The sequence below is a fragment of the Actinoplanes sp. 13 genome (assembly GCF_056134165.1).
In genome coordinates, this window is the sequence record NZ_JBVYOQ010000031.1 from 35509 (window position 1) to 54986 (window position 19478).

Consider the following 19478-nt stretch of genomic DNA (forward strand, 5'->3'; position numbering starts at 1 on the left):
CGACGAAGCCGTCGATGTGTACGGGCTGTCAATTACCCTCAGTGATAGCGCGAGTAGGCGCAGGGATGGCGACGACGAGTGCGGCGAGGTCGTCGCGTAAGCCGGCGCCGAGGTGTGCTCGGGTACGGGCGAGCAGAGCGTCGACGATGACGGACGCGCGGACAGATGGCGTGGAGGTGATGTCGCTGATGTCGGCGGCGATGTCGGTGGGCTGGCGTTGGTCATGCGAGCCCGCGCCTTCGGTGAACCCGTCGGTGTAGCAGACGAGCGCGTCTCCGGGGGAAAGGATCACGGTTTCGGCGCGGAGGTTGAGGCGTCGGGTGACGCCCAGCAGAGTGCCCCGCGCCGTACTGAGGCGGGTGCGGCCTGCCTGGTGGATGACCGGCGGCGGATGCCCGGCACAGGTCAGCTGAACGGTGGCCCCAGCCGGTCCGGCGTGCTCGAGCACAGCGTAGGTCAAGGTGCAGAACCGGGCGTCGCCGTTGCGCCGCAGAGCCCGGTTCACCAGGGGGAGAACGTAGTCCGCTTCGGCTCGGTGCTGGGCGGCGGTCCAAATGGTGTGCCGCACGAGCCCGGTGACCGCGGCGGCTTCCGGCCCTTTGCCACAGACGTCGCCCAATACCATGGCGTACCGCCCGTCAGCCACCTCGAACACGTCGTAGAAGTCACCACCGATGCGGGTGCTGTCGCCGTGCGGCTGGTAGCGCGCCGCGAGATCGAGGCCGACGATGGTGGGAAGAGCGGGCGGCAGCAGCGGCTTCTGCAGCGCTTCAGCGACGGTGATGGTCTGCTGATGGAGCAGGGACTGATGGATGCCGACGGCGATCTGGCGCGCCATGGCGGGCAACGGCGTGAGCATGCCGGGGTCGAGGTGGCCAGGGTGCAGCATGCCCAGCACCCCGACCATTTCCTCGCCACTGATCAGCGGGTAGCCGGCGAAGGAGTACGGCGGCGACGCCTCCGTTCCGGCGCGAGCCGGCTCCGTGGTGATGGGGCTCCGGCCGGCGCTGATACGTCTGACCACGCCCTCACCCGCCACGACGTCCTGGTAACCGCGCAGGACGTCGTCGGCGGGCCCCGAGACGGCTTCGAGCGAGAAGTCGTCGGTGTCGCGGTGGTACATCCAGATCGCCGTGGCGGCGAACCCCAGCTGAGCGGTGATGGCATTGCTGCATCGGCGCAGGGCCCGATCCAGGGGGCCGGTCGCGGCCATGGCGGCAGCGACTTCCGCGGCGGTCAGGCTCTGCCTGCTGTGCCGCATGATCTGCCGTTGGTGTTCGACGGTCTCGGTCACGTCCTCAGCGATGATGAGCAACCGCGCGACTCCGGCGTCGTCGGTGATCCGCTGTCCGGTGAGGCGCAGGTAGGACGTCCTGTCGTCCGCCTTGCTGAGGCCGAACGTGACCACGTGGTCGTCGGCCGGCAGGCCGGTCCGCTCGTCGTCCGGACGGTGTGGCGAGCGCAGACCCAGATGCGACTCGACCGCGGCGGGGTCGTCGAACAGCCGTGTCACGTCGCGGTTCAGGTCGTCAGGCTCGGTAAGACCGAGCGACCGGCCGGCGCGGTCGTTCCAAGCCACGACTCTGCCCGCCAGATCCACCAGGACCACGCTGATGGGTGCCCGGGTCAGCATCTCTCCGAACAGCCGTTCGCCGACTCGGCGCAGCGCGCTTGTACCTCTGGCTGTCAGCTGCGCCTGGGCGGTGGCGCGAAGGGCTCGATGGCGGCGTTCGTTCTCGACATCGGTGAACCGCTCGTCGATGAGGGCACCGAGATCATCCAGCCGGTCGGGGGTGATGCGGACGATGTGCCGGCCGGCCACCAGCCCGAGCGGGTCGATGCCGGCCGTGGGCGCGCCGCCGACGACGATGACGCTGATGTGGTTGCGAGCCGGCTGCAGCGCGTGCACGACCGCGAAGGGATCGGCGGCGTCGGGACCCAGGACCACGACGATGCAGGCGGGGCGCAGGCCGTCGATCGGCTGGGTGACGGCTTCGACGGTGAGAGCTCCCGGCGCGATCTCCAGCACCTGGGCGTCGCCGCTCCGGTTCGTGGCGACGGCGGTCGGCAGACCCGCCAGGACGAGACGGCGCGACACGCCGCTCAGTCCTCCAGCAAGGGCTCGTCGAGCAGTGCGCGCCCCACCCAGGTCCGCAGGATGTCGGTGGTCGGTGACATGACATGCGCGGCTCGGCCGTCGCGCAGATAGCGGTGCAGATCGCCGTCGTTGCCGTAGCCGATCCCACCCACGAGTGTCATCACCTCGTTGGTGACCGTGTCGACGGTCTGCGCGACCTCGGCCTTCGCCGAGCACAGCGCCAGCAGTCCGGCCGGTCCGCCTGACCCGGCCTCCTCGGCAGCGAAGTACAGCAGCCGCCGGGTGCGCTCGACGGTCGCCCACAGAGTGCCCAGCCGGTGCTGCAGGACCGGGTGCGTCGATAGTCGCCGCCCGCTGTGGGTGTGGCGTCGCCGTTTCAGGTGTTCGCGGCCGGTCTCCAGGGCTGCCGTCGCCACGCCGAGGTAGGCGCCGGCCATGGCTGTCAAGAAGAACGGGGCGACGACGTTGAAGACGTACCAGATCTCGTCGCCCTCCTCACCCAGCAACTGCGTCCGGCCGAGGGGCATGTCGTGCATCCGCAGCGATCGCGAGTCGTTGCCGCGCATGCCGAACCCGTGCCAAGGAGGACCCCACTGCAGGCCCGGGGTCGCGGCGTCGAGGACCGCGACGGAGAAGCTGCCCGGCGTCGTCGGTGACGCCGCGCGCACCAGACTGATGACGTACGAGTCGGCGTGCGTGGCGTTGGTGACGAAACTCTTGGTACCGGTGATCCGCAGAGCGTCGCCGTCGGACTGCATCCGGCACTGCGGCAGCCAGAACTCACTGCCCGTGCCGGGCTCGGACAACGCCAGGGTGGTCAGGTGCTCACCGGCGGCGATGGGACGTAGGTACTGCTGTTCCTGCCGCGCGGTCGCCTTGGCCCCCATCACGGCCGATGCGACCAGGTGCATGCCGAAACAGATCGACGTCGAGGCGCACCGGCGACCGATGATCTCCCCGACCCTCGCGACGGCCGGCAGGCCGTGCCCCAGGCCGCCGAGACGCTCGTCGACGACCAATCCGCCCAGCTCGCGCTGTAGTTCCTTCAAGCTCGCCTCGGGCCAGCGGCCCTCCCGGTCCACCACAGAAGCCTCGGCGGCAACGGTGGTATCGGCTACCCGCTGCGCCGCGGCGATGACGGCACCGAGCTCGGCCTTCGCCACAGCCACACCTCCGAAGGCCTCATCGACACGGTTACTTGCTGCCAGCAAGTATCCACACACCGAGTCGCTGCGGAGTCGGTGGGAGCGTGCCCGGCTCTCTCGCGTACTCGCGAGCCCAAGATGCGCTCGATCACCACGTCCTTGCCGTATCCTCCGACAGTTCGCCGAGCCACCACAGGCCGCTACCGATGCGCACTACGTCGATGTGGCGGGTTCCGCATGGTTGTTGCGGCATGTCAGGTCGTAGTGTGGATTACGGAAGGGCGGCGATCCGCGGTGTTTCGCCAATGCTCGGCCGGATGTGGCGCCTTGTCGGTTTCCACGACGTCGAATCCTCGATCGAGGTGATATAACCGGTGTCCTCCACCGCCGCGCTGACTCACGACGCGATGTTCTACGACAGCGATCACGAGTTCGTCACTGTGCTCGTTCCGTTCGTCCGCGAGGGGCTCGCACAGGGACAGGCGGCGGCCGCAGCAGTGACCAGGGCGAACATCTCCCTGCTGCGCGACGCCCTGGGTGCTGACGCGGCTGCCGTGTCGTTCTTCGACCGGGATGAGTGGTATGTGCGGCCGGCGACCACCGTCGCGGCTTGGCAGCGAATGTTGGCGGACGCCGCCGAAGGCGGACATCAGCAGATACGCCTGATCGGAGAGGTCGGGTTCGGTGCCGATGCGCGCCACGCGACCTGGACCCGCTACAAGGCTGCGCTGAACCAGGTTTTCGCGCAGGCGCCTGCCTCGATCATCTGCCCGTACGACATCAGGGTGCTGCCCGGCACGCTGGTGGACGAGGCCCGGCGCACCCACCCCACCGTGATCTCCCACTCGCAACGCCGCAAGAGCGAGACCTACGTGCCCACCGAGCAGTTTCTTCGAGCGGTCCCGGAACCGCTGCCGCCGGTGATCGGGCAGCCCGTGATCACGATGGAGCTGCAGGACGGCGTGACGGCCGCCCGCCATGCCGTGTCCGACATGCTGTCGGCCCATGGCTGGTCCGGCCAGGACCGCGGTGATGACCTGGTGCTCGCGATGAGCGAGATCGCTACCAACAGCATCCGGCACGGCTCCGGCCGCCGCGAGGTTCGGCTCTGGCTGAACGGCAGAACCCTGACGTGCGAGGTCAGTGACGACGGACCTGGCCCCGACGATCTGCTGATCGGCTATCGGCCAACGCTGCGTGCGCTGGCCGGTGGTCGCGGCCTGTGGATCGCGCAACAACTCTGTGACGCGTTGGCGATCGGCCGCCGCGACGGAACAACCATCGTCCGTTTCGCGGTCACCATGCCTGAGGATTCCCGCTGAACCCTGCACCGGACCCCGCCGGTCGGCACCTCTCGTCGGCGGCTTCAGCCGTGCGGCTCGGTGTCGGCGGGCAGAGTGATGGTGAAGCAGGTTCCGCCGCCCGGGGCAGCCGAGGCCGTGATGGTGCCGTTGTGGGCATCGATGATCGCTTTGGTGACGGCAAGGCCCAGGCCGGTGCCTTTGATGCCGCGCTCGGTGGCGGTGCTGGCGCGGAAGAACCGGGTGAACAGGTGTGGGAGCTGTTCGGCGGGGACGCCGATGCCGGTATCGCTCACGGTGATGGTGACGCCGTGGACATCGCTGCGGGCGGTGACGGCGACAGCGCCACCTTTCGGGGTGTATTTGATGGCGTTGGACAGCAGGTTGTCGAGGACTTGACGTAGTCGGGCGGCATCGACGGGAACCAGGCGCAATGGGTCGATGTCGGTGGTGATGGTCAGCTGTTTGGCAGCGGCGGCCGGTACGTGAGCGCGTGCCGTGTCGCGGATGAGCCGCGCCGGTGACAGCAGCCGCCGGTGGAGCCGGGCGGGTCCGGCCTCGAGATGTGCCAGGTCGAGCAGGTCGTCGACGATGTGTTCGAGGTGGCCGGTCGTGCGATGAACGACTTGCAGATCGGTGCGCCCACGGCCGGTGAGGTCGGGCTCGTCGAGCAGCATCTCGGTGTAGCTGCGGATGACGCCGATGGGATTGCGTAGTTCATGGCTGACCACCGCGACGAGGTTGTCCTTCATCCGGTCGATCTCCTGCAGCCTGTGAACCTGTTCCTGCTGCGCTTCGAGCAGTTGTTCGCGTTGTTCTGTCAGCTGGTGGCGTTCGGTGATGTTGGTGGTGATGCCGTCGATGAAGAGCTGCTCGCCCTCGCGCCGAGGGAAGGCGCGGACCCACAGCCAGCGGGTGATGCCGTCGGCGCCGACGAGGCGGCATTCCATCTCGGTGTGCTCGTTGCGGGCAAGTGTGGAGAAGAAGTCCTCCAGGGCGGGACGGTCGCCGGGATGGACGTGCCGGCGCATGGTCTCTGCCGGGTCGGTGTCCGTGGGGAACGGGCCGCCGTAGACGTCGTTGCTGTTGGGGCTGCTGTACAGCACTCGCATGGTGCCGTCCGGCAGCATGTGCAGGCTCCAGACGAAGTCGTTGACCCGCGCGATGACCCGGTCGAGGTCGTGGCGGGCGGCGGCCAGAGCCAGGGCGAGGTCCTCGGCGCGGCGGCGTTCCATGAAACGGCTGATTTGAGCGCACACGCTGGTCAGCATCGTCAGCACGTCGGAGTCGCGGGGGATGTCGATGTCGGTGAAGAAGGCCAGCACACCGACGACTTTGTCCGCGCTGTCCACGGGAAGCCCGATGGCGGTACGCAGTCCGGCCCGGGCGGCGGCCGACCGCCTGGTGAATGCGGTGACATCGGTGTCCGGGTCGCTGGTCCAGACGACCGAGGCTTGCTGCCACACGTGGCCGGGAAGTCCTTGCCCACAGGTGAAGACCAGTGGCTCGGAGCTGGTGAAGGCGCTCAGGTCCCGGCCGGGCGCTGTCCAGGAGCTGACCCGCGAGATCCGCTGCCGGTCCTCGGTGATCTGCCAGTACTCCGCGCAGGCCCAGCCCAGTTCGCCGGCCACGGCGGCGATCGCTGCGGTGGCTGCCTGTTCGGCACCGGTCGCCTCCGACAACGCCTCGGCCACAGCATGCTGCGCTCGGCGAAGCGTCTCGATGTGGTGTGCCTCGGTGATGTCGTGCATCGCCACGACCGCGCCCAACCGGCGACCGTCCGGGGTGTCGATGGGCTGGCCGTTGACCACGAACCTGCGCGGTTGACCGCTGGCCGCCCGAACGATGAGGTGCTCGCCCCGCACCGTCTCCCCGGTGAACGCCCGGGCCAGCGGCACCTGCTCGGGCGCGAGCATGCTCCGCCCGTCGGCGGCATACAGCTGGTAGGTCTGCGCCCACGCATGATCAGCCAACGGGCCTTGATGCACGCCGTGCAGCTCTCGCACCGCCCGGTTGAACAGCGTGAGATGTCCGCCGTCATCACAAGCGGCGACACCAGTGTCCAGGCTGTCCAGCAATGCCTGCAGGAACGTGCGCTCGTCGGCCAGTTGTTGCCGCTCGGCCTCCAGTTGCGCTTGTGCGCGCTTGCGCTCGGTGATGTCGTGCAGGAAACCGTGGAAGATCAACTCGTCGTCCTGGACATTGACCTGCAAGGTCAACTCGATCGGGAACTCCCGGCCACCGCGATCGACCGCGGCCAGTTCCAGCCGCTGCCCCGCCAGCGTCGACGTCCTTGCTCGGCGCACCCGGGCCAGGCCCGCGTTGTGTGCGGCATGGAAGCGTTGTGGGATCATCAGCTCGGTCACCGGTCGCCCCAGAGCATCGTCGGCTGACCATCCGAACAGCTGCTCAGCCGCGGCGTTCCAGGCGATGACCACTCCGTCGGCCGTCATCGACACGAAAGCGTCCTGAGCGAAGTCGAGCACCGCCTGCATCCGGGCCGCCAGCAGCAGCGACTCGCGATGGGCCAGCCGAACCGCGATCTCTGACTCCGCCGCCTGCGCCAGCCCTCGCACGATGGCCAACTCGTGCTCGGTCCAGTGCCGGGGCCGGGTGTCCACCACGCAGAACGACCCCAGCACCAGTCCGTCCGGCGACCGCACCGGGAACCCCGCATAGGCGATCGCCCGGCCGTCGGCGATCGCCGGGCTGTTGCGTAGTCGCTCATCAGCGCGGGCGTCCGACACCACCAGCGGCGCATCATCGGCGACCACGTACTGGCAGTACGAGTGCGACAACGGCGTCTGCCGCTCGACAGCCGGCCGGCCGGTCAAGCCGCATCCACTGGCGAACACCTGCCGGTCGGCGCCGACCAACGACACCAGAGCCAGCGGCGCGCCTATCAGCTTCGCGGCCAAGGACGTCAGCCGGTCCAGTGACGGCACCGCTGCGCTGTCCAGCAAGCCGGTAGCCGCCAACGTCCGCAGCCGGACCGGGTCAGCCACCCGTCCGACTCCTACCGGCTCAAGTCGGTTCAGCATCACCCTTCATCGTCGCCCAGAGTGAGGCGCTTCACGGGCGATAGCCAGAATGCGGGCTCGCCCTTCGTACCGTGGCGGACGATGGCGGTCCGGCGCGGGCGGGTTGCCGGACCGGCGACCGGGCCGGCCCTGCCGACGGTGAACGATCAACTGCCGCGGCCGCTATGCGTGCTGCGGTGCAGAAACGTCGGCGCGGTCCGGAGTGGGCTGACGATCACGTGTGCTGTGCTGTGCCGACCGGATCAGGTGCCGATATGGGAGCGCTACGGTCAGTCGCTTCAGGGAGCGTGTCAAAGCATGGTGGCACTGGGACGCCGGGTACGGCTTCGCGCTCGTCTCGCCCTGGCCTTCGCGGCGCTGTGCCTGATGCTGGCCGGCATGGCCGTGATCGGTGAACGCAGTTCGGCGGCTCAACAGGGCGCCAACGGCGAGATCGGCCGGCTTCAGGTCCTCACCCGGGAGGTCATGGAGCTGAAGTTCCGGGACGCCGATGTCAGCGGATGGCAGGTCTCCTACGCCTGGGACGTCCCGTTCAAGGGTGGGCGTGCCGCCACCGCCGAGGACTCCGCCAACCGCAAGGGGTTCCTCGAGTCGGCGCGCGCCCTGAGCAGCGATCTGGCCGCCGTGCACACCGGCTACTTCACCGCGCAGGAGCAGCAGCTGTTCGCCACGGTGAAGTCGGGCTTCGACGCCTTCCTCAGCTACGACGAGCAGGTCGTCGCCCTGTTCCGCCAGAACACTGCCACCGCGACGGCCCGTGCCAACGCCCTGATCGTCGGCGACGGTACGCGGCGTACTACCAGATCCTCGAAGCCACCGACAAGTTGGTCGATTCGGTGACCGCACGAGCGGACGCCGCGCAGCGGCACAGCGTCCAGGTCGCCGCCGATTCGCGACGAGTCATGCTGATCGCCATCGGGGTCGCCCTGACGCTCGCCGTCTTGATCGCCGCCCTGCTCGCGCTGGTGATCACCGCCAGCGTGGTCCGTCCGGCGGACCAGGTGATCGCCGGCTTGCGTGAGCTCGCGGCCCGCAATCTGACCATCGAACTGCCTGAGGACGGGCACGACGAGGCCACAGACATGGCGCGTGAGTTCAACGCCGCCGTGGCCGGTGTCCGCGCCGCCGTCGGCCAGGTTGGCGAACGCGCGGAGGCGCTGACCGCCGCAGGACAACACCTGTCAGCCCTCTCCGGGCGTCTCGATCAGCAGGCGTCGGCCACGAGTGGGCAGACCGTACAGGCCGCGAGCGCGGCGGACGACATCTCCGGCAACGTCACCGCGTTGGCATCCTCCGCGGAGCAGATGACCGCCGCCATCAACGAGATCGCCCGCAGCACCGACAAGGCGGCCACGGTGGCAGGTGAAGCACTCCGAAACGCCGCCACCACCTCGGCCACTGTCGCGCAGCTCAGTGACGCCAGCGCCGAGATCGGCGCCATCGTCGAGACCATCGCGGCGATCGCCGCGCAGACAAACCTGCTGGCGTTGAACGCGACCATCGAGGCAGCCCGGGCCGGAGAGGCCGGCAAGGGCTTCGCCGTGGTGGCCGGTGAGGTGAAGGATCTGGCCCAGGAGACGGCCCGAGCCTCGCAGGACATCAGCACCAAGATCACATCCATCATGAGCGAGACGACCGCGGCAGCTGCCGCGATCAGCGCGATCTCGGACGTGGTGACGCTGGTTGCCGATGCCCAGGTCAGGATCGCCTCGGCGGTTGAGGAGCAGTCGGTGACGACCAGCGGGATCAACCGGAGCGTCGCCGAGCTGGCGACCGGGTCGCAGGAAATCGCGCAGACCATCACGGCGGTTTCGAACAATGCCACGGCCACCACCACCGAGGCGACGGCCGCCCAGCAGGCCTCCGCCGAGCTGGCCGCCATGGCGCGGGACCTCAGCGACATCGCCGCCTCGTTCCGGTACTGAGGGGAAGGCCTGAGAAGGCCCTTCGGCGCCCGCGCGGGCCTGAGGCACTCGACGGCTCGCGAGGATGTCGGCTGATCCGGGTGAAAGGAGGTGGACCGGCGATCGGTTCGGGCGCCTGGGCTTCCCGGCAGTCACGGCCCCATCCGGGCGATCAGGACGGTTACCGGGCGGCATGGGTGTCGACGAGTCCGTCGACGCCGCGCAGGAAGGTCTCGCAGATCACGTCGGGGTCGAACAGGCAGCCGGCCGCCATCGCGCCGTCGCGGAGCATCACGAAGTGCTGTGCGGCCGGCTCGGCCGCATCCTCCTGGACGCGCGCCATCAAGGCGTTGATCGTGTCGAGGAACCATCGCCGGTGGGCGAGGACCGCCTGGTGCACGGCGCTGGCCGGATCGGGGTATTCGGCGACGGCGTTCAGGAAGGCGCATCCGCGGAAACCGGGGGAGCGGATGCCGTCGGCGATCGTCGCCGCGACGGCCCGGACGGCGTCGCCCGCGGGCAGGCCGGCGGCGGCGGTCTCGACCTGACCGCGGATGGCCTGGTCGGCCGCCTGCAGATAGGCGAGGACGAGATCCTCCTTGCCCGGGAAGTGCCGGTAGAAGGTGGCCCGGGTGACCTTCGCCTCGGCGACGATCCGGTCCACCCCGACCGCGTGGATCCCTTCCGTGTAGAAGATCTGGGACGCCGTGCTGAGCAGCCGCAGGCGCGCCTCGGACGGCCGGGTCTCGGTGTCGGTCCTCGCCATGCGCCCATGGTAGCGACAGAACGTTCGTTCTTGACAAGTGCTCGAAGGCCCGCCATAGTCTGCCGAGACAGAACGTTCGTTCTACCTTCTCGAGGTTGTCATGAGCACCGTCACCACCCCCGGCATCTCCGCGACGGCCGCCGCCCTGCGGCGTCTGTACTTCATCCGCTTCGCGTTCGCCCTGATCTGGGCGCTCGTGACGATCCCGCTGGCCGGCGACCTCAACCCGCTCACCGCGACGCTGTTCGTGCTCTACCCGCTGTTCGACGTGGCCGCCGCCCTGGTCGACGCCCGCGCGTCGCGGGCAGCCGGAGCACCCACCCTGCTCTACGCGAACGTCGCGGTCAGCCTGCTCGCGGCGATCGGCCTGGCCGTCGCCGCCACGTCCGGCGCCCCGGCGGTCCTGCGCGTGTGGGGCGCCTGGGCGGTGGTGGCCGGTGTCGTCCAGCTGTTCGTCGGCGTGACCCGCCGCCGGATGGGCGGCCAGTGGCCGATGATCATCAGCGGCGGCCTCTCGGTGCTCGCCGGTGGATCGTTCATCGCCGCCGCCTCCGCGCCCGACCCCGCGCTGGCCAACGCGGCCGGTTACGCCGTCCCCGGCGCCATCTTCTTCCTCATCGCGGCCCTCCGCCTCGGCCGCGCGGCGAAAGGCAACTGACATGCGGCTGGCGTACGACGTAGTAGTGATCGGCGCCGGGCCGGTCGGTGAGAACGTCGCCGACCGGGTCGTGCGAGGCGGCCTGACGGCGGCCGTCGTCGAACGGGAACTCGTCGGCGGCGAGTGCTCCTACTGGGCCTGCATGCCGACGAAGGCGTTGCTGCGCAGCGCGGCCACGCTGCGGGCGGCCCGCCGGGTGCCCGGCGCCCGCGAAGCCGTGACGGGCGAACTGGACGCGGCAGCCGTGCTGCGCCGGCGCGACGCGTTCGCCGCCGACTGGGCCGACGACGGTCAGGTCTCGTGGCTCGACTCGGCCGGGATCGCGCTGCACCGCGGCCACGGGCGGATCAGCGCCGACCGGGTCGTCGAGGTGACCGGCGCGGACGGCGCCCGGCTCACGCTCACCGCCCGGCACGCGGTGGTCGTCGCGACCGGGAGCGGCGCCCTCGTCCCGGACGTCCCCGGCCTGCGCGAGGCGGTGCCGTGGACCAGCCGGGAAGCGGCCGCCGCGCAGGAGGTTCCCGGCCGGCTCGCCGTCATCGGCGGTGGCGTCGTTGCCACGGAGATGGCGACCGCGTACGCGGCTCTCGGGTCGGCGGTGACGGTGCTGGCCCGCGACGGTGTGCTGCCGTCGGCGGAGCCCTTCGCCGGTGAGCTGGTCACCAGGTCACTGCGGGCGGCCGGTGTGTCGGTCCGCCCCGGTGCCGAGGCCACGTCGGTGACCCGGCACAGCGACGGCACGGTCCGCCTCACGCTCGCCGGCGGCGACCAGGTGGAGGCCGACGAACTGCTGGTCGCGGTCGGCCGCACACCGAACACCAGGGACCTCGGCCTCGACCGGATCGGCCGGGAACCCGGCGCCTGGCTCACGGTCGACGACACGATGCGGGTCGTCGGCGCGGACGGGACACCCGCCGCCGGCGGATGGCTGTACGCCGCCGGCGACGTCAACCGGCGCGCCCTGCTCACCCATCAGGGCAAATATCAGGCCCGCGCGGTCGGCGACGTGATCGTGGCGCGCGCCCGCGGCGAGGCGGTCCAGGACGGCCGATGGGGCCGGCACGCCGCCACGGCCGACGAGCGGGCCGTGCCGCAGGTCGTCTTCACCGACCCGGAGATCGCCTCGGTGGGCCTGACCGCGGCCGCCGCCGAAGCGGCCGGCCTCCGGATCCGGGTCGTCGACCACGACCTGGCCGCCGTCGCGGGCTCGGCCCTGCACGCCGACGGATATGAAGGGCGCGCCCGGATGGTCGTCGACGAGGACCGGCAGGTGATCGTCGGCTGCACGCTGGCCGGCCCGGACGTCGCCGAACTGCTGCACGCGGCGACGATCGCGGTCGCCGGCGAGGTGCCGCTGGACCGGTTGTGGCACGCCGTCCCGGCGTTCCCCACGGTCAGCGAGATCTGGCTGCGCCTGCTGGAGGCGTACGGCCGCTGACGCCAAGCAGCTGAGGACGGGCCCGGGAGCAGCGCCGGCGGCAAGCGCCAGCACGACGGCGGCGCGCGGGGCGCCGAGGTTGCGAATGATGCGGGTCCCGGGTCTCGGGCCGGCGCCGGCCAGGCGTAAGCCGCGGCCGTCGGCGGCCGCCGGCTCATGCGCGCTGCCGTCCTCGCGAACGGCAGACCCCTCCGTGTCACCCGGCTCCGCGCCAGGTCCGTTGTCAGGCGGCTCCGTGTCAGCCGCGGACGAAGGACGAGAGACCGTCGAGGAACCGGTCGACGTCGTCGGCGGTGTTGTACGGCGCCAGGCCCACCCGCAGCGCGGGATCCGTCAGCTTCAGCGCGGCGAACGGCTCATAGGCGTAGAACGACCCGGCCGGGGCCAGCACGTCGCGCGCGGCCAGATGGATCTGGGCCTCGCGGGCGTCGCGGCCCTCGAGGGTCATCAGCAGGGTCGGCGTGCGGTCGGCGGCGGTCGAGTGCAGGGTGACGGCGTCGCCGACCGCACGCAGGCCGTCCTCCAGTCGCGTCCGCAGGACCCGCTCGTGGTCGTGCAGGGCATCGAAGGAGTGCGCGAGCCGCTCCCTGCGGCTGGGCTGCGTGCCCGAGCCCATCGCGGCCAGGAACTCCACGGCGGCGGTGACGCCCGCCAGGATCTCGTAGGGCAGGGTGCCGAGCTCGAAGCGCTCCGGCACGGTGTCGGTGGAGGGCAGCAGCTTGTCCGGGTGGAGGCTCTCCAGGAGCTCGGGTGCCGCCGCCAGCACCCCGCAGTGCGGTCCGAGGAACTTGTAGGGGGAGCAGACGAACAGGTCCGCGCCCATCGCCGGCACGTCCACCAGGTGGTGTGCGGCGTAGTGCACGCCGTCGACGTACACCAGGGCGCCGGCCTCGTGGGCCAGGTCGGCGATCCGGCGGACGGGCGGTTTCGTGCCCAGCACGTTGGAGGCGGCCGTGACCGCGACCAGCCGCGTCCGGGGCGACAGTGCCCGCTGGAACGAATCCAGGTCGAGGTCCGCGGTCGTCCCGTCGATCTCGATCCAGCGGACGGTCACCCCGGCGCGTTCGGCGGCCTGGACCCAGGGCCGGACGTTGCAGTCATGGTCCAGCCGGCTGAGGACGATCTCGTCGCCTGCCTGCCAGGTCCTGGCGAGGGTGCGGGAGAAGTCGTACGTCAGCTGGGTGGCGCTGCGCCCGTGCACGACCCCGGTGGCCGGCACACCGAGCAGGTCGGCACAGGCGGCGCGGAACTCGGCGACGGCGCGCTCCGCGTTGAGCTCGGACCGGCTGATCACCCCCCGGTTGGAGAGCGGGCCGGTCAGCGTCGCGGCGATGGCCTCGCCGACGGGCCGCGGGGTCTGGGTCCCGCCCGGGCCGTCGAAGAAGGCGAGGCCCGAGTCGAGGGAGGGGAAATGCGCCCGCAGGGCGGTCACGTCGATGGCCATGAGCTCGGCTTTCAGCAGTAGTGCGGCGGTCACCGGGCCGCCTCTTCACCCGTGATCGACTGTAGGTGTGCGGGCGGCAGCCGGCTACAGCCGCAGGGCAGCCGTGGCTTCCCGGACCGCGGTGCGCAAGTGACGCAGAAGCGGGCGATCGTCACCGCGGCGCCAGAGCAGCACCAGCTCGCTGGGGGTGACACCGGCAATGGGACGGGTCACGATGCCGTCCCGGCTCAGCAGCGGAGCGTTGCCGGCCGCCACCAGGCACACGCCGAGACCGGCGGCCAGCGCCTCGACCGTCTCCTCGGCGTTGGCGACCTCCGCGCCGACGACCACGGGCCGCCCGTGGCGGGCGTCGGCCGCCAGCCAGTAGTCGCGCGTGACGCCGTCCACCGCCGGCAACGCGAGGAACGGCTCGTCGAGGACGTCGTCGAGGTGCAGGCCGGCACGTGTGGCGAGCCGGTGCCCGGGCGGCATGGCCAGCAGCCGCGGCTCCACGGCCACGGTCAGCCACTCGAAACGCTCCATCCGCGGCATCGGCAACCACAGGAACGCCGCGTCGTTGCGTGCCGGCCCATCCGCGGCGACCCCGCCGGTCGCGTCGTCCCAGCGCACCTGGCGCAGCTCCAGCCGGGCCCGCGGCGCGAGGTCGGCGAGCCGGGCCCGTACGGCCGGGAGCAGGCCCCGGCCCATACCGGTGGCCATGCCCACGACCAGCGTGGACGCCTGCCGCGCCGCGCTCTCGGCCAGGTCGTTCTCGGCGGCCCGCCAGGCGTCCAGCATCGCCCGTGCCCCGGGCAGCAGCGCCACCCCGGCCGGGGTGAGGCGCACCTGCTGCCGGTCCCGGACGAACAGCGGCACCCGCAACTGCGTCTCCAGCGCCCTGATCTGCTTGGACAACGCCGGCTGGCTGACGAACAGCTCCTCGGCCGCCCGGGTGAAATGCAGATGCTCGGCCACCGCGACGAAGTACCGCAGGTCCCGCAGATGCACATCCATGGATCACTGGTAGCACGGCCGGGGCCGGGCGCCAACGCGCCCGGCCTGATCAGGCGGCGAAGGCGGTGGCACGGGAGACCTTCTCCCAGGCGCGGACCTCGTCCTGGACGGACGTGACGTGCGCCAGGATCCCGTCGACGGCATCGTCGCCCAGCGGCAGCCGCAACGGCGTGGTGCCGGCGGCCAGCGCGGTCAGGATGGCGGCGGCGGCCCGGGCCGGATCGCCGGGCTGGCTGCCGTCGACACCTTTGATCATCCGCCGGGTGGGGCCGACCGTGTCCGCGTAAGCCGCCAGCTCCGCGCTCTCCACCAGCCCCGCACCGGAGAACGCGGTGCGGAACGCCCCCGGCTCGACGATCAGCACACGGATGCCGAGCGGGCCCACCTCGGCGGCCAGGGCCTCGGAGTAGCCCTCCAGGGCGAACTTGGTGGCGCAATACGCGGAGAAGCCCGGATAGGCCACCTGCCCGCCGAACGACGACATCTGCACGATCGCCCCGCCGCCGCGCGCCCGCATGCCGGGCAGCACCGCCCGCACCAGCGCCGCCGGGCCGTGCACGTGCAGGTCGAACAGCTCGCGCAGTTCGCCGTCGGTGGTCTCCTCGGCAGCCCCGACCTGCCCCCGGCCGGCGTTGTTGACCAGCACGTCGACGCGCCCGTACCGCGCCCGCACGTCGGCGATCACCGCGGCGCCCTGCTGCTGGTCGGTGACGTCCAGCCGGACGGCCTCCAGCTGATCGGGATGCGCCGCCACCAGATCCTCGAGCGCCTCGACCCGCCGGGCGGTGCCGACCACGACGTCACCGGCCGCGATGGCCGCCGCGGTGAGGGCCCGGCCGAACCCGCTGCTCGCCCCGGTGATCACCCACACCCGGCCGCCCGCGCTGTTGCTGTGGGTCATGACGGTGAACTCCTTCCGGCGGCGCGGTCCCGCAGCCGCCGGCACCCATCCTGTGACCGCGGCGCGGACGCCGTCCAAGACCCGTCGTGATAGCCGTCGGTTGTCAGCGCGAACCGTCGGGACGTGTCGAGTTCTCCTCCGCCCTGGTGGAGGCGCCGGATCGCGTCCCGGCCTGTCCTGGGCGGTCCGGGTCACTGTCGTCGGAGGACGGTGCGGTGAACAGGGCGAGCAGGTCCCCGATGCGCCGGTCGGCCTCGGCCGGGTGACGGAAGGGGCCGGCCGGGTTGACCGTGTAGCGGTTCCGGCGGCCGACCCGGCTGTGGCGCAGATAGCCCGCCTCCTCCAGGTCCGCCACGATGGCCTGCGCCGAGCGCTCCGTGATGCCCACGGTCTGCGCCACGTCGCGAAGCCGGACGTCCGGGTCGCGCGCGATGGCGAGCAGCACGTGCGCATGGTTGGTCAGGAACGTCCAGTTCGACACGGCGCCTCCTCCCTTGTCATGGGAACTGTACTTCGTGAATAATGGTTCGCAGTTCGAGGGGGAGTACCCGAAGCACGACGCGTCGCCGTCAATACGGACCCGGGCGGATCGGTTCCCGGTGACGCGGCCACCGGTGTCGCGGTGGTCCGGGGAGACCTTCGACCGGTGACGCCGGCCCGTGCGGCCGGCCTGGTCGGAGGGAGTCTCCCCATGTCCGTGCCCTGGTGGGCCTGGGTCCTCGTGATGGGCGCCGTCGCGCTGATGCTGGCGGTCGATCTGTTCCTGCACCGCGACAACCATGTCATCGGTTTCCGGGAGGCGGCGACCTGGTCGGCCGTCTGGATCGGCGCCGGTCTGCTGTTCGGGGTGGTGCTGTGGTGGTGGCAGGGCTCCGAGGTGGCCGGCACCTACTACGCCGGCTATCTGATCGAGAAAGCGCTGTCCATCGACAACGTCTTCGTCTTCGCGCTGATCTTCTCGGCCTTCGCGGTTCCCGCCGCGTTGCAGCACAAGGTGCTGTTCTGGGGCGTCGTCGGCGCGCTGGCCATGCGGCTGGTGTTCATCTTCGTCGGCGCCGAGCTGCTCGAGACGTTCTTCTGGACCGCGTACGTCTTCGGTGCCTTCCTCATCTACACCGGTTACCGCATGGCGTTCCGGTCCGGTGAGCAGACCCCGCCCGACCGCAACCCGGTCGTCCGGCTGGTGCGCCGGCTCGTGCCGACCGACCCCGCCTTTCACGGCGACCGCTTCGTCACGCGCGTCGACGGCCGTCGCGTGGCCACCCTGCTGTTCGTGGTGCTGATCGCCGTCGAGGCCACCGACCTCGTCTTCGCCATCGACTCGGTCGCCGCCGTCCTGGCGATCACTACCAGCACGTTTCTCGTCTGGACGGCGAACGCCTTCGCCATCCTCGGCCTCCGCAGCCTGTACTTCTGCCTGGCCGGCCTGCTGCGCCGCTTCGTGCACCTGCATTACGGCCTGGCCGTGCTGCTGGCCTTCGCCGGCGTCAAGCTCATCCTCTCCGAGACCCCGGTCGGCAAACTGCCGATCCCGCTGACCCTCGGCGTCATCGTGGTGACCATCGCGGTGTCGATCGGATGGAGCCTGCGCAGCACCGCGGGCACGGCCGCACCCGCCGAGAAGGTGGGCGCGGCGGACTGAGCGCAGCGGGAGCGGCAGGCCCAGCGGCATGATTCTGGGCGCCGAGCCGGTGGAACGGCATCACCTCGACACGTTCCACCGTGGCCACCTTCGCCACGACGGCCGCGACGGCGTGGACGTTCGTCGGTGAGCCGGGCACGAGCAGGGCCAGAGATGCCGGACGGGCCGGGACCGTCCGGGTCTTTCGGCCCTGCCCGGCACCGGCCGGTGCTCCTACCGTCACAGGGGACGAGCGAGGAGGCTGCTGTGACAGCGTGGACAGTGGACGACGTGATGACCAAGGCGGTCGTGTCGGCGCAGCCGGTCGCCTCCTACCGCGAGGTGGTCGACCTGCTGATCGGGCACCGCTTCAGCGCCGTGCCGGTGGTGGACGAGGCCCACCACGTCGTCGGCGTCCTCTCCGAGGCCGACCTGCTCCGCAAGATCGAGTACGCGGGTGAGGAACAGCCCCGGCTCTTCCAGGGCCGCCGTCGCCGCAGCGAACGTGCCAAGGCGCACGCGGGCATCGCCGCCGACCTGATGAGCAGCCCGCCGGTCGTGGCGCTCAGCGGGACACCCATCGCCTCCGCGGCCCGGCTGATGGACGCCGAGAAGGTCAAACGGCTGCCGGTCGTCGACGACCTGGGCCGGCTGATCGGCATCGTGTCCCGGGGCGATCTGCTCAAGGTCCACCTGCGGCCGGACGACGCCATCAGCGCGGACGTCACCACGGACGTCTTCGACGCGCTGCTGCCCGAGGGCTCCCGCCGGATCGGCATCGCCGTCACCGGTGGCGTGGTGACGCTGACCGGGCCGGTCGACCGTCGCTCGACCGCCAACCTGGCCCTGCGCCTAACCCGCCAGGTGGCCGGCGTGGTCGAGGTGATCGACAAACTGGAGGTGGCGTTCGAGGACACCGACACCACCGGCGCGGGTGTCTTCTACGTCGCCTGACCACGCCGGCGAGGACAGCCGGAAGATGACCACACCACTGGCATGCTGGATGATCCCTGACGTGATCACGAGAGAGCGTGCCGTCGTGCTGGTCGAAGCTCTCCTGTCGAAGCATCGGCACGGATCACCGAAATACCCGGACGTCGCGGTCATGGACGTCGAGGAACATCCGCTCGGCTGGCTGGTGTTCTGGCAATCCGTCGAGTACATCCGTTCCCGGGATCCCGGAACGATGCTCGTCGGTAACGGTCCATATCTCGTCGACCGGCAGGACGGGAGCATCCACCACATCCCCGTCACCACATATGTGACGGAGCCGTGGGCAGACCTCTACCTCGAGCAGGTGAGAGGCGTGGAGCCGCCGGACCCGCTGCGAGCCGCTGTCCAGGACGTCCTGCAACGCGACGGCTTCATGGCAGCGCTGCGGCACCTTCGCGCTCAAGCGCCGCAGTTGGCCATCCAGGAAGCCAAGGCGTATGTCGACGCTCTGCGTAACAACACTGAGCCCGCCGCGGACCTGGTACGCCGTCTGCGCCGGCAACTGTCCTCGTCTTCCCCTCTGCCGATCACGACATTGGCCGGTCCCGTCGACGCGTCACCCACTGTCGACAGCGGGCGCCGTGACACGCGACCGGGTAATCAGTAGTCCTCACCGGTACGGTGGCCAGGTCTGCCGGACCCACCGCCGCAAGTGGACCTGGACGCCCGTGACCGATCCGGATCCGCAGCAGCTTCAGCGACCGTCCTCCGTCTTGGCGGCGACAGCTTCGAAGGCTGTCCGGCTGGTGCGGATACCAGCAGGCCGTGTCCGCGGCGGGCGGTCATCAGCAGGCGGGCGCCCGGGAGGAGTGACTTCGACTGCAGATCTCAGTGCCTGTCTCGCTACTTCAAGATCGGTTTAGGGCCCGTTGTACGCTCGCGAGATGAGCGGTGACGGGCGTGGTGCTCTGGGCTGGTTGTCGCTGGTGCCGCAGCGGGCCAGGTCGGGTTCAAGGTGTTGCCCCGCCGCTGGATCGTGGAACGGTCGCTGTCCTGGCTAATGCGCGCCCGCCGCAACGCCCGTGACTACGAACGCCCCGAACACTCCGAAGCCCACATCACCTGGGCGACCATCACCCTGATGACCCGTCGGCTCACCCGCGCCCAGCAGCGGCACCCCGCCGAACCGGCACCGATGGTGGCATAGGGACGCCTTGCGGATCAATCGTGCTCCC

Annotated in this window: 15 protein-coding genes and 2 pseudogenes; 9 read left to right on the top strand and 8 right to left on the bottom strand. The window is 70.5% G+C overall.

Going from position 1 to position 19478, the window contains the following annotated elements; translation table 11 throughout:
* Window positions 1-28: 28 nt before the first annotated feature.
* Together AC0NH5_RS36405 and AC0NH5_RS36410 are read right to left on the bottom strand one after the other, a co-directional pair.
* Window positions 29-2098 (bottom strand): SpoIIE family protein phosphatase, encoded by a 2070-nt coding sequence (locus tag AC0NH5_RS36405; RefSeq protein ID WP_474411775.1) that lies wholly within the window; start codon window positions 2096-2098, stop codon window positions 29-31.
* Between the two features lie 5 nt (window positions 2099-2103).
* Window positions 2104-3261, bottom strand: a complete 1158-nt coding sequence (locus AC0NH5_RS36410) for an acyl-CoA dehydrogenase family protein (protein WP_474411776.1) — start codon at window positions 3259-3261, stop codon at window positions 2104-2106.
* A gap of 356 nt (window positions 3262-3617) precedes the next feature.
* On the opposite strand from AC0NH5_RS36410, the gene AC0NH5_RS36415 reads away from it, so the two are divergent.
* Window positions 3618-4565, top strand: coding sequence for an anti-sigma factor RsbA family regulatory protein (locus AC0NH5_RS36415; RefSeq protein WP_474411778.1), 948 nt, complete (start codon window positions 3618-3620; stop codon window positions 4563-4565).
* Between the two features lie 44 nt (window positions 4566-4609).
* Here AC0NH5_RS36415 and AC0NH5_RS36420 read toward each other — a convergent pair whose 3' ends face one another.
* Window positions 4610-7549: a PAS domain S-box protein gene (locus tag AC0NH5_RS36420; protein WP_474411779.1), complete on the bottom strand. Its 2940-nt coding sequence runs from the start codon at window positions 7547-7549 to the stop codon at window positions 4610-4612.
* A gap of 333 nt (window positions 7550-7882) precedes the next feature.
* Here AC0NH5_RS36420 and AC0NH5_RS36425 point away from each other — a divergent pair, with 333 nt between their 5' ends.
* Window positions 7883-8425, top strand: a complete 543-nt coding sequence (locus tag AC0NH5_RS36425) for a hypothetical protein (RefSeq protein ID WP_474411781.1) — start codon at window positions 7883-7885, stop codon at window positions 8423-8425.
* Window positions 8422-9510 (top strand): methyl-accepting chemotaxis protein, encoded by a 1089-nt coding sequence (locus AC0NH5_RS36430; RefSeq protein WP_474411782.1) that lies wholly within the window; start codon window positions 8422-8424, stop codon window positions 9508-9510. Before AC0NH5_RS36425 ends, AC0NH5_RS36430 begins: the two co-directional genes overlap by 4 nt.
* Window positions 9511-9670: 160 nt before the next feature.
* Here the strand turns inward: AC0NH5_RS36430 and AC0NH5_RS36435 are convergent, their stop codons facing one another.
* Complete coding sequence (locus AC0NH5_RS36435; protein WP_474411784.1) at window positions 9671-10255, bottom strand: TetR/AcrR family transcriptional regulator; 585 nt, start codon at window positions 10253-10255, stop codon at window positions 9671-9673.
* Between the two features lie 100 nt (window positions 10256-10355).
* Here AC0NH5_RS36435 and AC0NH5_RS36440 point away from each other — a divergent pair, with 100 nt between their 5' ends.
* Both AC0NH5_RS36440 and AC0NH5_RS36445 read left to right on the top strand, forming a co-directional pair.
* The gene (locus AC0NH5_RS36440) at window positions 10356-10913 is read left to right on the top strand and encodes a hypothetical protein (RefSeq protein WP_474411786.1); all 558 of its coding nucleotides are present in this window, start codon (window positions 10356-10358) and stop codon (window positions 10911-10913) included.
* A gap of 1 nt (window position 10914) precedes the next feature.
* Window positions 10915-12351, top strand: coding sequence for a dihydrolipoyl dehydrogenase family protein (locus tag AC0NH5_RS36445; protein WP_474411788.1), 1437 nt, complete (start codon window positions 10915-10917; stop codon window positions 12349-12351).
* A 238-nt stretch (window positions 12352-12589) separates the two neighbouring features.
* Here the strand turns inward: AC0NH5_RS36445 and AC0NH5_RS36450 are convergent, their stop codons facing one another.
* The 4 genes and pseudogenes from AC0NH5_RS36450 to AC0NH5_RS36465 form a co-directional block, all read right to left on the bottom strand.
* A complete protein-coding gene (locus tag AC0NH5_RS36450; RefSeq protein ID WP_474411789.1) occupies window positions 12590-13828 on the bottom strand; it encodes a cysteine desulfurase-like protein in 1239 nt (412 codons plus the stop codon).
* A 51-nt stretch (window positions 13829-13879) separates the two neighbouring features.
* A complete protein-coding gene (locus AC0NH5_RS36455) occupies window positions 13880-14788 on the bottom strand; it encodes a LysR family transcriptional regulator (RefSeq protein ID WP_474411791.1) in 909 nt (302 codons plus the stop codon).
* A gap of 49 nt (window positions 14789-14837) precedes the next feature.
* A complete protein-coding gene (locus AC0NH5_RS36460; RefSeq protein WP_474411793.1) occupies window positions 14838-15689 on the bottom strand; it encodes an oxidoreductase in 852 nt (283 codons plus the stop codon).
* Between the two features lie 211 nt (window positions 15690-15900).
* Window positions 15901-16170 (bottom strand): annotated as a pseudogene (locus AC0NH5_RS36465) (helix-turn-helix transcriptional regulator); the annotation flags it as partial.
* Window positions 16171-16380: 210 nt separating this feature from the next.
* On the opposite strand from AC0NH5_RS36465, the gene AC0NH5_RS36470 reads away from it, so the two are divergent.
* The 4 genes and pseudogenes from AC0NH5_RS36470 to AC0NH5_RS36485 form a co-directional block, all read left to right on the top strand.
* Window positions 16381-17331, top strand: coding sequence for a TerC family protein (locus tag AC0NH5_RS36470; RefSeq protein WP_474411795.1), 951 nt, complete (start codon window positions 16381-16383; stop codon window positions 17329-17331).
* A 246-nt stretch (window positions 17332-17577) separates the two neighbouring features.
* Window positions 17578-18264: a CBS domain-containing protein gene (locus AC0NH5_RS36475; RefSeq protein ID WP_474411797.1), complete on the top strand. Its 687-nt coding sequence runs from the start codon at window positions 17578-17580 to the stop codon at window positions 18262-18264.
* 61 nt (window positions 18265-18325) lie between these two features.
* Window positions 18326-18910 (top strand): YrhB domain-containing protein, encoded by a 585-nt coding sequence (locus AC0NH5_RS36480; RefSeq protein ID WP_474411799.1) that lies wholly within the window; start codon window positions 18326-18328, stop codon window positions 18908-18910.
* A 339-nt stretch (window positions 18911-19249) separates the two neighbouring features.
* Window positions 19250-19405: pseudogene (locus tag AC0NH5_RS36485) on the top strand (transposase); the annotation flags it as partial.
* Window positions 19406-19478: the final 73 nt, after the last annotated feature.

Bases quoted from the DNA above. Each gene is read 5' to 3' on its own strand.
- AC0NH5_RS36425 (WP_474411781.1), top strand. From the start codon at position 7,883: ATGGTGGCACTGGGACGCCGGGTACGGCTTCGCGCTCGTCTCGCCCTG.
- AC0NH5_RS36460 (WP_474411793.1), bottom strand. From the start codon at position 15,689: ATGACCCACAGCAACAGCGCGGGCGGCCGGGTGTGGGTGATCACCGGG.
- AC0NH5_RS36470 (WP_474411795.1), top strand. From the start codon at position 16,381: ATGTCCGTGCCCTGGTGGGCCTGGGTCCTCGTGATGGGCGCCGTCGCG.
- AC0NH5_RS36445 (WP_474411788.1), top strand. From the start codon at position 10,915: ATGCGGCTGGCGTACGACGTAGTAGTGATCGGCGCCGGGCCGGTCGGT.
- AC0NH5_RS36440 (WP_474411786.1), top strand. From the start codon at position 10,356: ATGAGCACCGTCACCACCCCCGGCATCTCCGCGACGGCCGCCGCCCTG.
- AC0NH5_RS36455 (WP_474411791.1), bottom strand. From the start codon at position 14,788: ATGGATGTGCATCTGCGGGACCTGCGGTACTTCGTCGCGGTGGCCGAG.
- AC0NH5_RS36435 (WP_474411784.1), bottom strand. From the start codon at position 10,255: ATGGCGAGGACCGACACCGAGACCCGGCCGTCCGAGGCGCGCCTGCGG.